Source organism: Elstera litoralis, assembly GCF_000963705.1.
Classification (GTDB): Bacteria; Pseudomonadota; Alphaproteobacteria; order Elsterales; family Elsteraceae; genus Elstera; species Elstera litoralis.
On record NZ_LAJY01000937.1, the window covers coordinates 1 to 815 of the forward strand.

Here is an 815-nt window from a genome sequence, read left to right on the forward strand (position 1 = left end):
AGGTACGCAGGTTTCGGGTGCATGGTACGCAGGTTTCGGGTGCAAGGTACGCAGCAACCTATGTTGAGGTGCGTACTTTACACCCGAGGATGTTACCTCAAACCGCGCACTAAACACTGTTAATCCCAGGTCTGGTAATCTCAAAAGTTGATCCGTTTAGCTCAATCTTCCACCCGATTTCTCGGAGGCTCTTGAACCCCTCGATCATCTCGATTCGTCGGTTATACTCTGTCTTTTCGTTCACTTCTTCACCACCGAACAAATCATTCCAGAGTGTTCCGGTTTTTATCTTTTGCTTATTACCCGGCATTATCCGGCTGGATAACGCTGCTAATAGGAATTTATCATTATCGTTATTAAGTGATTCAAGCTCACTCCACGTTATCGAATTATAATACTTCCAGTCCCCTGATATAATCAGAGAAAGGAAAGTGTGGAACGATATCGATAGTTCATCGTCCACACGATAAAAGCCAATCAAAGCGCTGCTATACTCCTCCTTCTTTCCTTTCTCATTCTGCCAACGAATAAATATAGTCGTTGATGCTAGATCACGGAGATAAGACATAATAAGCTCTAATGATTTACCTCCCGTTGACCTTCCTAATTTCTTTGCAATATCTCGTAACGATATTCTCGTTGTTATCTTTTTTGCACCTCGTGAAAACTCTCCAACTCCGCGCATCGCTGCAATAAGCGGGTCATTCTCGCTGATTCTAATAACGCCTTTTCCGACGCAATTTTGCAAAGCGTTATAGAAAAAGAAGAAATAGGTGCGACCGATATAATGTGGTCGATGATCGTATTTCGATTTC

The 815-nt window shown here is 42.8% G+C and carries 1 protein-coding gene; it reads right to left on the reverse strand.

Translation table 11 applies throughout. From position 1 onward, the window contains the following. Window positions 1–109: 109 nt before the first annotated feature. Window positions 110–815 (reverse strand): replication protein C, IncQ-type (repC, locus tag VZ95_RS20820; protein WP_156995514.1); only part of this gene is annotated, 706 nt, incomplete at its 5' end.